15 protein-coding genes are annotated in these 14,210 nt (G+C 35.4%); 9 read left to right on the plus strand and 6 right to left on the minus strand.

Annotated elements, in window-relative coordinates; genetic code table 11:
* Positions 1-203 precede the first annotated feature (203 nt).
* Positions 204-1,853, plus strand: a complete 1,650-nt coding sequence (gene pgi, locus J3U24_RS09840) for a glucose-6-phosphate isomerase (RefSeq protein ID WP_267337667.1) — start codon at positions 204-206, stop codon at positions 1,851-1,853.
* Positions 1,854-1,946: 93 nt separating this feature from the next.
* On the opposite strand, the gene crr is transcribed toward pgi, so the two are convergent.
* The 4 genes from crr to J3U24_RS09860 form a co-directional block, all read right to left on the minus strand.
* Positions 1,947-2,450, minus strand: coding sequence for a PTS glucose transporter subunit IIA (gene crr / locus J3U24_RS09845; protein ID WP_065561785.1), 504 nt, complete (start codon positions 2,448-2,450; stop codon positions 1,947-1,949).
* Positions 2,451-2,459: 9 nt separating this feature from the next.
* The gene (ptsI, locus tag J3U24_RS09850) at positions 2,460-4,187 is read right to left on the minus strand and encodes a phosphoenolpyruvate-protein phosphotransferase PtsI (protein ID WP_220225519.1); all 1,728 of its coding nucleotides are present in this window, start codon (positions 4,185-4,187) and stop codon (positions 2,460-2,462) included.
* Between the two features lie 52 nt (positions 4,188-4,239).
* Positions 4,240-4,497: a phosphocarrier protein Hpr gene (gene ptsH / locus J3U24_RS09855; RefSeq protein WP_065561787.1), complete on the minus strand. Its 258-nt coding sequence runs from the start codon at positions 4,495-4,497 to the stop codon at positions 4,240-4,242.
* A gap of 140 nt (positions 4,498-4,637) precedes the next feature.
* Positions 4,638-4,964, minus strand: coding sequence for a hypothetical protein (locus J3U24_RS09860; protein WP_065561788.1), 327 nt, complete (start codon positions 4,962-4,964; stop codon positions 4,638-4,640).
* A gap of 129 nt (positions 4,965-5,093) precedes the next feature.
* Here J3U24_RS09860 and J3U24_RS09865 point away from each other — a divergent pair, with 129 nt between their 5' ends.
* Together J3U24_RS09865 and pepP are read left to right on the plus strand one after the other, a co-directional pair.
* The gene (locus tag J3U24_RS09865; protein WP_267337665.1) at positions 5,094-5,636 is read left to right on the plus strand and encodes a YecA family protein; all 543 of its coding nucleotides are present in this window, start codon (positions 5,094-5,096) and stop codon (positions 5,634-5,636) included.
* A 33-nt stretch (positions 5,637-5,669) separates the two neighbouring features.
* Complete coding sequence (pepP, locus tag J3U24_RS09870) at positions 5,670-6,983, plus strand: Xaa-Pro aminopeptidase (protein ID WP_267337663.1); 1,314 nt, start codon at positions 5,670-5,672, stop codon at positions 6,981-6,983.
* Between the two features lie 91 nt (positions 6,984-7,074).
* Here the strand turns inward: pepP and J3U24_RS09875 are convergent, their stop codons facing one another.
* A complete protein-coding gene (locus J3U24_RS09875) occupies positions 7,075-7,890 on the minus strand; it encodes a TonB family protein (protein WP_267337661.1) in 816 nt (271 codons plus the stop codon).
* A gap of 154 nt (positions 7,891-8,044) precedes the next feature.
* Here J3U24_RS09875 and ispB point away from each other — a divergent pair, with 154 nt between their 5' ends.
* Together ispB and J3U24_RS09885 are read left to right on the plus strand one after the other, a co-directional pair.
* Positions 8,045-9,028, plus strand: coding sequence for an octaprenyl diphosphate synthase (ispB, locus tag J3U24_RS09880; protein ID WP_065561792.1), 984 nt, complete (start codon positions 8,045-8,047; stop codon positions 9,026-9,028).
* A gap of 153 nt (positions 9,029-9,181) precedes the next feature.
* Positions 9,182-10,054: an EamA family transporter gene (locus tag J3U24_RS09885; RefSeq protein WP_065735224.1), complete on the plus strand. Its 873-nt coding sequence runs from the start codon at positions 9,182-9,184 to the stop codon at positions 10,052-10,054.
* 68 nt (positions 10,055-10,122) lie between these two features.
* On the opposite strand, the gene ffh is transcribed toward J3U24_RS09885, so the two are convergent.
* Positions 10,123-11,490, minus strand: a complete 1,368-nt coding sequence (ffh, locus tag J3U24_RS09890) for a signal recognition particle protein (RefSeq protein WP_267337659.1) — start codon at positions 11,488-11,490, stop codon at positions 10,123-10,125.
* Between the two features lie 146 nt (positions 11,491-11,636).
* On the opposite strand from ffh, the gene J3U24_RS09895 reads away from it, so the two are divergent.
* The 4 genes from J3U24_RS09895 to J3U24_RS09910 all read left to right on the plus strand — a co-directional run bounded on the left by J3U24_RS09895 (position 11,637) and on the right by J3U24_RS09910 (position 14,201).
* The gene (locus tag J3U24_RS09895; protein ID WP_065735223.1) at positions 11,637-12,020 is read left to right on the plus strand and encodes a RidA family protein; all 384 of its coding nucleotides are present in this window, start codon (positions 11,637-11,639) and stop codon (positions 12,018-12,020) included.
* A 265-nt stretch (positions 12,021-12,285) separates the two neighbouring features.
* Entirely contained in the window at positions 12,286-13,482 is a 1,197-nt protein-coding gene (locus tag J3U24_RS09900) for an aromatic amino acid transaminase (protein WP_267337657.1), read from the plus strand.
* 63 nt (positions 13,483-13,545) lie between these two features.
* On the plus strand, positions 13,546-13,656 hold the full coding sequence (locus J3U24_RS09905; protein WP_370632592.1) for an entericidin A/B family lipoprotein: 111 nt from the start codon (positions 13,546-13,548) through the stop codon (positions 13,654-13,656).
* Between the two features lie 47 nt (positions 13,657-13,703).
* Entirely contained in the window at positions 13,704-14,201 is a 498-nt protein-coding gene (locus tag J3U24_RS09910; RefSeq protein ID WP_267337655.1) for a hypothetical protein, read from the plus strand.
* Positions 14,202-14,210: the final 9 nt, after the last annotated feature.

The raw sequence follows: 14,210 nt of genomic DNA on the forward strand, positions 1-14,210 counted from the left end.
TTATTAAAAAATCATTTTTTGAACGGTTATGTGTATCAAATATCTTATTTTTTACATTATATTCAAGTTATTTGATTTGGAAAAGAAAATAACTTCTATTATTTTTCTATCAACTCGATTTGAAAGGATAAATCCTTATCTTGCATCATGTTATCCATAGTTATATCATGGTTAATAGTGCTATATTAATTAAGGAATAAGTTATGTTAAAGTCAATAGATCCAACTACTACATCCGCTTGGAAGTCCCTTCAAGTTAGTTATCAGAAGCATTGCGATAAGACGATTGCTCAAATTCTAAAAGATGAACCTAAACGAGTTGAAAAGTTAAGTATTCCTTTTGAAGATGAGTTCTTGGTTGATCTGTCTAAAAACCGCATTACTGAGGAGACCTTAAAGCAACTTTATCAGCTCGCTGACGAGTGTGATTTAAGCGGGGCTATTAATGCCATGTACAGTGGTGAAAAAATTAATCGGACCGAAAACCGAGCCGTTTTACATATTGCGCTTCGCAATGTATCAAATTCACCAATTTATGTTGATGGTAAAAATGTTATGGATGACGTCAATGCTGTGCTGGCGAAGATGGAATCCTTTAGTAAAAAAATTATTAGTGGTGAATGGAAAGGCTATACTGGTAAAGCGATTACTGATGTAGTTAATATCGGAATTGGAGGTTCAGATTTAGGGCCAGTGATGATTACCGAAGCATTACGCCCTTATAAAAACCATCTAACTATGCACTTTGTCTCTAATGTCGATGGTACTCACATTGTTGAAGCTTTAAAAGGTTTAAATCCAGAAACAACGCTATTTTTAGTTGCATCGAAGACCTTTACAACTCAAGAAACTATGACTAATGCACAAACCGCTCGTCAATGGTTACTTGATGCTGCAAAAGATGATAAAGCTGTTGCGCTTCACTTTGTAGCTTTATCAACCAATGCCAAAGAAGTAGAAAAATTTGGTATTGATACTGCCAATATGTTTGAATTTTGGGATTGGGTTGGTGGTCGTTATTCTTCTTGGTCTGCAATCGGCTTATCAATTGTACTTTCAATTGGTTTTGAAAACTTTAAACAGTTTTTAGCTGGTGGACATGCGATGGATAAACATTTCCAAAGCACACCAATTAAAAAAAATATCCCAACATTACTTGCTTTAATTGGGATTTGGTACAATAACTTCTATGGTGCAGAAACCGAGGCAATTCTACCTTATGATCAATATATGCATCGCTTTGCAGCTTATTTTCAGCAAGGGAATATGGAATCAAATGGTAAAAGTGTTGATCGTAATGGCAACAAGACTACTTATACTACAGGTCCTATTATTTGGGGTGAACCAGGGACAAATGGTCAACATGCGTTTTATCAATTAATTCACCAAGGTACTAAACTTATTCCTTGTGATTTTATTGCACCGGCAATTAGTCATAATCCAGTTGGCGATCATCATCCTAAATTGCTTTCTAACTTTTTTGCTCAAACAGAAGCTTTAGCTTTTGGTAAGACTGCCCAACAAGTAGAACAAGAATTTCTTGCCGCTGGTAAAAAGCTTGATGAAGTTAAATCTATTGTTCCATTTAAAGTTTTTGAAGGCAATAAACCGACTAACTCTATTTTAGTGAAAAAAATCACACCGTACACTTTAGGCGCATTAGTGGCGATGTATGAGCACAAAATCTTCACGCAAGGCGTTATTTTAAATATCTTTAGCTTCGATCAGTGGGGGGTTGAATTGGGTAAACAGTTAGCTGGTCGCATTTTACCTGAACTTGCTGATGATAAACCAGTCAGCTCGCATGATGAATCAACCAACAGCTTGATTAATCAATACAAAAAATGGCGTTAAACGAATTATTTGAACTCTATGTTTGATTATTTTCAACAAAAAACCTTCAGCGAAAACTGAAGGTTTTTTTATGAGTAGTAACGTTGTGCGATGTTATTTTTTAACACGCATAATTGGTGTTTTACCTGCCTCAACTGAGCCGGATAACTTAGTTAATTCAACAACAGTTTCCATATTAGATATTACAACTGGTGTTAACACTGATTTGGCTTTACTTTCAAGTAAAGGCAGATCGATTTCGATGATAGTATCTCCAATTTTAACTTGTTGTCCTTCTTCGGCAACTCGTGTAAAACCTTCACCTTTTAATTCCACCGTATCTATACCGAAATGAACAAAAAGTTCGATACCTTCATCTGATTCAATAGCAAATGCATGATTGGTTTCAAAAATTTTACCAATTTTACCATTTAATGGTGCTACAATTTTATTACCAGAAGGTTTTATAGCAACACCATCACCAACGATTTTTTCTGCAAAAACTACATCTGGCACATCTTCGATCTTAACGATTTCACCACTAAGAGGTGCAATAATTTCGATGCTGTTTTTGTTATCATCAGATACAAATTGCTTTATTTTATCGAATAAACCCATCATTGCCTCCTAACAAATTTGCTTTTCAGCAGTATATTTTTCAATTAAATCGGTTATTTCTTTAGCTGTTGCTTTTTCAAGAACAGTATCAGCAAATTTCTTCGCTTCTTCATAATTAGTATTACGAATTAATTTTTTGATTTTAGGAATTGATACCGCACTCATACTGAACTCATCAAGCCCCATACCTAGTAATAAAATTGTTGCTCTTTCATCACCAGCAAGCTCTCCACACATTCCTGTCCATTTACCTTCTTTGTGAGAAGCATCGATTACATTTTTAATCAAAGTTAATACTGATGGTGAAAGTGGATTATAAAGATGTGAAATAAGCTCATTACCACGGTCAACAGCAAGTGTATATTGGGTTAAATCGTTAGTTCCAATACTAAAGAAATCAACTTCTTTAGCTAAATGTCTAGCAATAACCGCAGCGGCTGGTGTTTCGATCATCACACCAATTTCAATGCTTTTATCGAATGCTTTACCTTCAGATGTTAATTGTTCTTTAAGGATATTAATTTCAGATTTTAGAATACGAATTTCTTCTACCGAAATAATCATTGGGAACATAATACGCAATTTACCAAATGCAGAAGCGCGTAAGATTGCTCGTAACTGTGCATGTAGTATTTCTTTACGATCTAAACAGATACGAATTGCACGCCAACCTAAGAATGGATTTTCTTCTTTTGGTAAATGCATATATGGTACATCTTTGTCACCACCGATATCCATTGTACGAACAATAACTGATAGGCCATTAGTTGATTCAGCAACTTCTTTATATGCTTTGAATTGTTCATCTTCATTAGGATAAGCTTCACGATCCATGAATAAGAATTCTGTACGATAAAGCCCAACACCTTCATAACCATTACGATCTGCACCAGCAATATCACGAACAGTACCAATATTTGCACAAATTTCAACTTGATGACCATCAAGTGTTACAGCTGGTAGATCTTTTAATTTTGCTAACTCTTCTTTATCAGCAAGATATTTTGTTTGTACTTGTTTTAGTTTTTCTTGAGTTGCATGATCTGGATTAATGTAGATAGCATTGTTGATTGCATCTAAAATAACAAAATCACCTTGTTTGATTTCTTGTGTTGCATTAGATGTACCCACGATTGCTGGAATTTCTAATGAACGGGCCATGATTGATGTATGTGAAGTGCGCCCTCCCGCATCAGTGATGAAACCTAACACCATATCTAAATTTAATTGAGCAGTTTCAGACGGTGTTAAATCAGTCGCAACTAAAATACAAGGTTGGCTAATAGCACTTAGATCAACAATTTCGATGCCTAAAATATTTTTTAGCAGTCGTTTACCAATATCACGGATATCGGCAGCACGTTCTTTTAGATATTCATCATCTAGATTTTCTAACTCTTTTGCTTGGGTTTCAAATACAGATTGGACAGCTGCGTCAGCACTTGAGTGTTTACTTTTGATGCGTGAAATAACTTCTTGTTCAAGATCTTCATCTTCAAGAAGCATGATATGACCTTCAAAAATAGCAGCTTTATCCTCACCTAAAGTGGTTTTAGCTCGTTCCATGATCGCATGTAATTGTTCGCTTGATTTTTCACGTGCTTCTTTAAAACGATCAATTTCAGCGTCAATTTTGTTATCAAGAATTTGCCTATTATTTATAACAATAGGTTCTTCTTTTAATAATAGCGCTTTTGCAAAAGCGATACCTGGGGAAACAAGTATACCTGATACCATAACATTTAATCCTTATCTAATATTAAAACCGTTCAACGCTAACATGGGAGTATTATTCCAATTCAGGAATTAATTTTACTAAATGAGTTACTGCTTCTTTTTCATCTTCACCTTCGGCTGAAATAGTAATAGTTGTACCTTGAGTTAAGCCTAATGTTTGTAATTTGAATAAGCTTTTAGCACTTGCACTTTTTCCATTTGATGTGACAGTAATTTCAGAATTGAAGTTTTTAGCTTCCTTTACAAATTGTGCAGCAGGGCGGGTGTGAAGACCGTTCGATGCAGTAATGGTTACATCTTGCTTGTACATAATTATTTTACTCCCAAAAATATATTTGTTCATGCGACAATATAAATAAAAACAGCTTGAAAGGCTAGTAAGATTTCACGGATATGTGACAATTAGTCAATCTTATTAGCGATACTTTACAAAGTAAGCTGAAATATTTATTAATATCGGTAAATTCGAGTGACTCTATCACTACATTTTTTAAATTCAACCTGACCGTGAATTCCTCGTTTGATATTTTCAAATACCATCTCTTCGCTACCATCTAGTTGTGAGGCACGGATCTCGTCTCGGCAGAAAGCTTCAAACTTATCAAGTTCTTGTTCTCCATTGCCTAACTGATAATCTTTAGGTAAGTCTTGGCTGGTTATATAGGTATTATTCTGTACATCAAGAACAATCACACCTTTATTTTTCAGCCATGAACTACAAGCAGTTAACGATATAACTATATATAGTGATGTTAAAATTAATCTAAAAATGTTCAAAATAATTCCTTTATAAAGCACAATAACCTGTTTATTATTTACAGCTAGGCACAAATTATATACTAATAATGAGTGAAAGTGCAGAGGGATGTATTTTCACTATTATTATAAACTAATAAGGTGGAGTTAATGACTAATACCAAGATTTATGACGAGCTTAATCGTCAACTTATCCAAAATAAAGTTGGCATAACTGCAGCCGAGTTACATGGATTCTTATCTGGCTTATTAGCTGGAGGAAATCATGACGAAAGTTGGAGAGTGTTAGTTCAAGACATGTTGAATGATGGGCAAAAAATAGCTGAACCTTTAAATAAGGAAGTGGAAGAATTATATCATACAACTAAACAACAATTTATTGATGAAGATTTTGAGTTCCAACTTCTACTTGGTGAGCAAGATTTGTTTACGCAAATTGACGATTTAGTGGGATGGGTAAATCATTTTTTATTGGGTATTGGTTTAGTTCAACCTAAACTTAATCGAGTTAAAGGTGATGTGGGTGAAGCAATATATGATCTAAGACAAATAGCTAAACTCGGTTATGATGAAGATGAAGATCAGCAAGAGCTGGGCTTTGCATTTGAAGAGATCAAAGAGTACGTTCGCATTACGACGATGTTATGTTTTGATGAATTTAATGAACCCGATATTACACCAACACTTCACTAATATTCAATATTACTGATTATCAAGGTAAACGCTATGATAGATATTCAGACCAAGACAGAACTGCTAGATCGGCGAAATAAATTATTGGCTCAGATGGAGCCAAATAGCATTGCCTTATTTTTTGCTTCACCAGAAGTTAAACGAAGTAATGATACCCACTATCCTTATAGACAAGATAGTGACTTTTGGTATTTTACTTTTTTTGCAGAGCCAGAAGCGCTTTTGGCAATAATTAAACAACAAGACGGTCAAGGACGATATATTTTATTTAATCGCAAGAAAGATCCTTTAGCCGAAACATGGACTGGCTATCGCTTAGGCCAGCAAGAGGCATTAACAAAGATTTTAGTCGATGAGGCTTATCTTTTCGATGATATAGAGAGTGTTCTACCAAATTTAATAAATGGAAAAAAAGCAATTTATTATGCAGACCAACTATATGATTATGCTGACGAGATAATTAAGAAAGCAATCAATACATTACGGCAAGGTGCTCGATTTAAACTTTCTGCGCCGAGTACAGTTATTGATTGGCGACCAATTGTTCATGAAATGCGAATGTTTAAGTCTGAATATGAAATGGCTCTTTTACGTAAAGCGTGCGAAATCAGTGCTCAAGCCCATATTCGGGCAATGCAAAAATGCCAGGCTAATTGGTATGAATATCAATTAGAAGCTGAAATATTACATGAGTTTGCATGGCATGGCGCTCGATGGCCGTCATATAATACTATTGTTGGCGGAGGTAATAATGGTTGTATATTGCATTATGAAAATAATAGCGACAGGCTCAAAGATGGCGATTTAGTCTTAATTGATGCTGGTTGTGAATATCATTATTATGCAGGTGATATTACTCGAACATTTCCGATTAATGGTAAATTTAGTCAAGCACAACTCGAAATATATAACATTGTGTTAACTGCGCAATGTACAGCTATCAAATTATTGAAACCAGGCACCTCAATATCATTAGTTAACCAAAAAATTATTCGGATTATGGTTGAAGGATTAGTTAAGCTTGGAATTATGCAAGGTGATGTTGAAACATTGATTACAAACAAAGCTTATTTAGCATTCTATATGCATGGATTAGGTCACTGGTTAGGTATTGATGTGCATGATGTTGGCAGTGATCGTGATCGCATACTCGCTCCGGGTATGGTCTTAACCGTTGAGCCTGGACTTTATATTAATAAAGATGCTGATGTGCCAGAATGTTATAAAGGTATTGGGATTCGTATCGAAGATAATATTTTGGTTACCGAATCTGGCAACGAAATTTTAACCTCAACGGTACCTAAACAACCGCAGGAAATTGAACTTTTAATGCAAAAGAATAGATAAACTATTTATCAACTAAGCACTAATTGAATTATAAAATTAGTGCTTTTTCAGTTTTTTATTCAATAATGGTTATTGATTGAGGAATGAGTGATTAATTGCTTCCTAAGCTAATTGAACTATCACGATTGAAAACAATTTTTATTTTGAGATCTTTTCCGGCAATCGGCTTATATTTCCACATTTTCATTGCTGAGATAACCGAGCGATTAAAAATATTATTAGGTTGGGCTTCAATAATCCTAATATTTTCAACGCGACCCTCACTAGTTACATCAAACATAGCAACAACATAACCTTCTAAGCGCATATCTAGTGCTCTTCGAGGATATTCTGGTCGATTACGACTAATTGGAGAGGGATTACCAGAATATTGTCGATTATCAGATACTTTAGGAGCTACTGAAGTATTTGCTATATTATCACTTACCACATCTTGTCTAACTTGTTGACGAGATGATTTTTGTGTCGGTGGTTTTTTCTTATTTGGTTTAGGTTTAACAATAACTGGTTTATCTGGCTCTGTTGCTGGTTTTTTTTGTTCTATTTCAGGTGTAGGTTCCGGAATCTTTTCTTCAACGACTTCTGGCTCTACGACTGGTTCTTCAATTGGTTTATTGTCAATGATTTCACTGTTTTCAGCACCTTTGATTTCAGGTGTTTCTTCAACCAATGATTGTTCCGGAGCTGCTAACTGAGTAAGGTCAATCATGACAGCTTTAATTGAATTATCACCTTCATCAACAACGATATTATTTGCAAACAGTGCAGAGCTGAACAGTAATCCAAATAAAAATAAATGTGATATTACAGAGATCGATGTATATATATAGGCATCCTTTTGCTTATTAGAAGCAGGTGATTGCGGCTCTTTTTCGTTGTTGATATCTATATCAAAGTTGATCTTCATAACAGTAATTAATGTTCATTTAAGGTGTGTATTCTAAATGAAAATGCTTATCATTTGTAGTATTTTTTTAAATATGATTTAGCAGTACTTGTTGCATAAAAATATTTATCAGATAATAGTAAATAAATATCTCCCATTTGTAGTGGTTAAACTGATGAATAATCCATCGATAAAACAAATACTCGATCTAGTGCAAGATGATTTAGTTAAAGTTAATGAAGCAATACAAGCAGAACTTAGTTCTGATGTTGTACTAATTAATCAATTAGGGAATTACATCATTAGTAGTGGTGGAAAACGGATTCGCCCAGTTATTGCTTTGTTAATAGCTAAAGCGCTTAATTATCAGGGTGATAAACATATTATTACCGCAGCTTTTATCGAATTTATTCACACTGCAACTTTATTGCATGATGATGTTGTTGATGAATCTGATTTACGGCGAGGTAAATCAACTGCTAATGCGCTATTTGGTAATGCGGCAAGTGTCTTAGTTGGTGATTATATTTACACAAGATCTTTCCAAATGATGGTACGCACAGAATCATTCAAAGTATTGAAGATAATGTCAGAAGCAACAAATATTATTGCTGAAGGTGAAGTTCAACAGCTGATAAATTGTAATGATCCTGATATTACTAAAGAGCAATACTTACAAGTTATTTATCGCAAAACAGCAAGACTGTTTGAAGCAACATCGCATTCAGCAGCAGTATTAGCAGGAGCAACACCAGAGCAAGAATTTGCACTGCAAGAGTATGGAAAATACTTGGGAACCGCCTTTCAAATTATTGATGACTTATTAGATTATAGTGCGGATAGTAATCAAAAATTAGGTAAAAATTTGGGTGATGATCTCAATGAAGGTAAACCAACCTTACCATTATTGCATGCAATGCATCATGCTAATTCAGAAGATGCGACATTAATCCGTCAAGCTATCGAGCAAGGTAATGGCAGGCATTTATTAGATCATATTTTAAAAGTTATGCAGTCGTGTGGATCTCTTGAATTTACTTTAAAAACGGCTCAACAAGAGGCCAATAAAGCATTCAATGTTATTTCAATCTTACCTGATTCCCCTTATAAAAAAGCGCTACAAGATCTGGCTTTACTATCAGTAAAAAGGGATAACTAAACGTGATGTGATATTGAAAAAATATTATTTATACGATTCGTTTAATAATAAAGCTTTTAGCGAAATATCGTAATAATCTTAAATTGATTTTACGTTGCTATGTAAACAAATTGCTTCCCTTAATATGCAATTACTTTAATCTAGGTAGTCATTATGCTCAAAAGATCTTGGCCTGTTTTTTTAATTTTTATTTCGATGATATCAGTGCAAGCAAGTGCTTCATTTGCTAAATACTTGTTTCCTGTACTAGGGCCTGAGGCGATGACAGCATGGCGGTTGTTTTTCTCAGCGATTTTATTGGTAATAATCTTTAAACCTTGGCGTAAAACTATTACTAAGTCAGCCATTAAATATATTATTCTGTATGGTGTCGCTATGGGATGTATGAATTTGGCTTTTTATAATGCCATATCTCGAATCCCAATAGGAATTGCTGTGGCAATAGAGTTAACTGGACCAATTATGGTTGCGATGTTTTCTGGGCGCCGATTAACTGATTTTGTTTGGTTAGCTATTGCGATCATTGGATTGGTGATGTTGCTTCCTATTCATCAGGCTTCTAACGATTTGGATCCTATCGGTATATTACTAGCTTTATGTGCAGGAAGCTGTTGGGCTGGTTATATTGTTTTTGGGCGAAAAGCGGGTGAAATTTATGGTGCCTCAAGTGTTGCGGTAGGTTCGATTATTGCCTCAATATTACTCTTTCCTATTGGTGTATGGCACAGTGGTAGCACCATGTTTTCGATGGATCTGTTGCCTCTCGTTTTTGTCGTTTCATTATTGGCGTCTGCTATTCCATATGGCCTAGATATGATCGCTTTGCCACGATTACCCGCACAAACTTTTAGTACTCTGATGAGCTTGTCACCTGTATTTGCTGCGTTTTCTGGATTAATTGTTTTACACGAACAGTTAACTCATTATCAATGGATTGCTATTTTATTTATTATAGTTTCATCGATTGGTACTGTATTAACTATGCAGCGTCCAACTAAAATTAAAGCGCTAAATCGAGAAAATTGAGTTTATTGAAATACTATCGTGTAACTTTGCACGATAGTATTTTATTGAAAGAAAAGCGAAGTAAAATGTTATCTAGGTGGGAAGCCCATGCCTCCACCCATTAGACCTTTCATTTGGCGCATCATCTTCATCATGCCACCACCTTTCATCTTTTTCATCATTTTTTGCATATCTTCAAACTGCTTAAGCAGCTTGTTAACATCTTGCACTTGGGTACCTGAACCATTAGCAATACGGCGTTTGCGTGAGCCTTTGATGATTTCGGGATTAGCTCGTTCTTTTAATGTCATCGAACCAATTATGGCTTCCATCTTGATGGTGATTTTATCATCCATCTGTGCTTTGATATGATCAGGAAGTTGACCAACGCCAGGTAGTTTAGCCAGCATAGCGCCCATTCCACCCATATTACGCATTTGTCGAAGTTGATCTTGGAAGTCATTAAAATCAAACTTATCGCCTTTTTTGAGTTTTTTGGCGATTTTCTCTGCCTTTTCACGATCAACATTACTCTGTAACTCTTCAATTAAAGAGAGTACATCACCCATCCCTAAAATACGTGAAGCGATACGGTCAGGATAAAAAGGTTCTAATGCATCCGTCTTTTCACCCATCCCTAAGAATTTGATTGGTTTACCGGTGATATGACGAATCGATAACGCCGCACCGCCACGAGCATCACCATCCACCTTAGTTAAAATAACCCCGGTCAAAGGTAATGCGTCATTAAATGCTTTTGCCGTATTAGCAGCATCTTGCCCGGTCATGGCATCGACCACAAATAACGTTTCAATTGGATTGATTGCATCATGCAGTGCTTTGATTTCATCCATCATCTCGCTATCGACATGTAATCGACCAGCGGTATCGACAATAAGGACATCAAAAAATTGTAATTTAGCATGTGAAATTGCTTTGTTAACAATATCAATAGGTTTTTGATTGATATCTGACGGGAAGAACTCCACATCAATAGCTTTAGCTAGTGTTTCTAACTGTTTTATTGCCGCAGGGCGATAAACGTCGGCAGAGACAACTAACACTTTCTTTTTCTGTTTTTCTTTTAAAAATTTTGCTAGTTTTGCGACGCTGGTAGTTTTACCCGCACCTTGCAAACCTGCCATGAGAATGACGGCTGGAGGCTGGGTGGCTAAGTTAAGTGAACTATTAACTTCACCCATAGCTATAGTAAGTTCTGCTTGAACGATTTTGATGAATTCTTGGCCTGGTGTTAGGCTTTTATTAACATCTAAACCAACAGCTTTTTGTTTAACTTGGTTAATAAATTCTCGTACCACAGGTAGGGCAACATCAGCCTCAAGTAATGCCATACGGACATCACGTAGGGCATCTTTGATATTATCTTCAGATAAGCGTCCACGCCCACTAATATTGCGAAATGTCTGTGATAAACGGTCAGTTAAATTCTCAAACATGCTAACTCTCAACAAATGAAAAAATTTTCAACTATCATATCAGAAAATTGGCAGAAGTCCCATGATCATAAATTTACCATGACTTGACACCAAATTTGGTTCCTGTTGAAATGAGATGCATAACAAGATGAAAGGAGAAATCATATATGGTAAAAGTTGTTAATACCAACAAAGCACCAGCAGCAATAGGTCCTTATGTTCAAGGTGTTGATTTGGGCAACATGTTATTTGCATCAGGTCAAATTCCAATTAATCCAGCTACAGGTGAGATGCCAAGTTGTGTCAAAGAGCAAGCTAAACAAAGTTTAGCGAATGTAAAAGCAATTGTTACTGAGGCAGGATATCAAGTTAAAAATATCGTTAAAACGACGATTTTTTTAGCCGATATGAATGATTTTGCGGATGTGAATAGTGTCTATGAGGCATTTTTTACAGAGAATCAGGCAACATTCCCTGCTCGTTCTTGTGTGCAAGTTGCTCGCATTCCTAAAGATGCGAAAGTTGAAATAGAAGTTATTGCGGTTAAATAATCGACTTATAATTGTTAGCACCGAAAGGTGCTAATGAAGTAAAAAAAGTTGAGGAACGGGGTTTTTGAGGTTTTTTTTATTTAAAATCTCTTTTTTGACCATCTATTCTAACGTTTTATATCCAAATCAGTCTTTTAAACGGTCTATTTTAGTATCCTAAAATTATTTATATTTAAACTATTATTTAGTGATTGATTGCCAATTAAGTTGGTGCAATAATCTACAATTATCCATTGATATTTACTGATTTAATTAGGTTGGGAAAATGTTTGAAAAAGTAGAGTCGTACGCAGGGGATCCAATATTATCATTAGTTGCTGAATTCAATAATGATAAGCGCGAAAACAAGACCAATTTAAGTATAGGTTATTATTATGATGAAAATAGTGTGGTTCCTCAATTATCGTGTATTAAAACGGCTCGTGACTATATTTATCATCATCAACAAGGCGCACAACTTTATTTGCCGATGAGTGGCTTACCGAGTTATTGTCAGGCAATCCAATCATTGCTTTTTGGTGAAGATAATCCTGCTTTTCAAACGAAGCGGATAGCCACTGTTCAGACATTAGGGGGATCAGGTGCGCTGAAAGTCGGTGCTGACTTTTTATATCGTTATTTCCCTAATTCTCAAGTTTGGGTTAGTGATCCAACTTGGGAGAATCATATTGCCATTTTTAATGGCGCAGGATTTAAGGTAAATAAATACCCTTATTTTGATCCTAAGACTTGTGGCGTGAATTTTGATGCGATGCTAGAAACACTTAATACCTTACCAGCTAAAAGTATTGTGTTATTGCATCCTTGCTGCCATAACCCAACTGGTGCAGAATTAACAAACCAACAATGGGACAAAGTGATTGATGTTTTACAAAACCGAGATCTCATTCCATTTATGGATATCGCTTACCAAGGTTTTGGCGAAAGTATCGAAAGTGATAGTTATGCAATAAAAAAAGTGGCTGAGCGAGGATTGTGTGGGTTTATCAGCAATTCGTTTTCTAAAACTTTTTCACTTTATGGTGAGCGAGTGGGCGGTTTATCCGTTTTATGTGATAATAACCAAGTGGCTAATCGAGTGTTTGGTCAATTACAAGCAACGGTTCGTCGAAATTATTCTAGTCCTGCCGCTTACGGTGCACAACTTGTATCATACGTATTAAATAATGCTGAACTTAAAGCTTTATGGTTTACAGAAGTCGAATCAATGCGTAATCGTATTGTTATCATGCGCTCAACATTAGTCGATTTATTAAAAACAGCAGCACCTAAACAGAATTTTGACTACCTACTTAAACAAAGAGGTATGTTTAGTTACACCGGTTTTTCTAAAGAGCAAGTCGCACAACTAAAAGATGATTTCGCTGTTTATTTGGTGGGCAGCGGGAGAATGTGTGTGGCGGGTTTAAATCACCATAATATACATCGTGTAGCAGAAGCATTTGCCACAATCAAATCATAATGTGACTAACTAGAGGAGAATCACATGTTACGTAAAGTATTTATTTTATTGGTAAGTATCGCGATGACAACACTTGTAGTAGGTTGTAACACGGTTAAAGGTGTAGGTAAAGACGTGCAATCAGGCGGTAAAGCTATTACCAATACTGCCGAAGATGTTAGTGAAAAATTGTAAATAATAAATGGGTTTGCTTATAGCTTCTTAAAAGCAAACAAAACCATATGTATCGACTATTTATTTTAGCATTTTTACTTGTAGGGTGTGGTTCGTTGAACTTTCGAACTGCACCTTTAATCATGGATAATTGCCAGTATCAAAATCGTTCTGGTGTTGAATTTAAGTTAAACCAACTTGAATCCAATCTTACACAATATCCCCATATTTATCTTTCACAAAGTCGAGCTAGTCGACACTTACCCATGAGTTATGCTGGCTTAAAAGGCAAATTAACAGGTCAAACTTTTGAGCGAGATTATCCAAAAGAGACTTTTTGGCGTAGTACTAATATATTTGAAAGAGCATCAATGTATGATGATGGTTATGATGATCTTTACATTAGCGCCAAACAGAAAGAAGAACGCGATCGTAAAGCAAAGTTTGTTGTTAAAGAAGCTGTGTTAGAAACGTGTCAAATTGTTTATGTTTCCATTGATTCTTTAGCTAAAGACAGTGATAATTCGTCATTAATTAAATTTAATGATTTATCTATTATTAATTAAGGATCTTTA

The organism is Gilliamella sp. B2785 (genome assembly GCF_026537005.1).
Classification (GTDB): Bacteria; Pseudomonadota; Gammaproteobacteria; order Enterobacterales; family Orbaceae; genus Gilliamella; species Gilliamella apicola_E.